1 protein-coding gene is annotated in these 380 nt (G+C 42.1%); it reads left to right on the top strand.

Annotated elements, in window-relative coordinates:
* A partial coding sequence (locus FFM82_RS13465) for a transposase family protein (protein ID WP_137646248.1) occupies positions 1-380 on the top strand: 380 nt, incomplete at both ends.

Here is a 380-nt window from a genome sequence, read left to right as displayed (position 1 = left end):
ACTAACCTATGATGTTAAATATTGCCCACGCTGTGGTCAAGCTCCCATGCTTAAAAATGGGCATAAACTGGTTAGCATTCGCCTTTCTCGCGTTAGCGAACTCATTACAATCCTCAACTTAAAAAAGCAACGTTTCATCTGTAAAGCTTGTGGTGCCACGGTTCTGGCAGAAACTTCATTAGTGAAAAAACAACATCAAATCTCAGAAAATGTTCTTCATGCCATTGATTTGGCCCTGACCGAAGATCGCACGATGAGTAGCATTGCGGCTCAATATAACGTTTCAACCAATACCATTGTTAGACGGTTAAGATTACTCGGAAAAGGCACTCAGCCAGTCTTCAACGGACTACCAGCAACTCTTTGTATCGACGAATTCA

It is taken from the genome of Lactiplantibacillus plajomi (genome assembly GCF_005405405.1).
Lineage (GTDB): Bacteria > Bacillota > Bacilli > Lactobacillales > Lactobacillaceae > Lactiplantibacillus > Lactiplantibacillus plajomi.
Note: the sequence above shows the minus strand (reverse complement) of the source record. Positions and strands in the feature narration are given on the sequence as shown.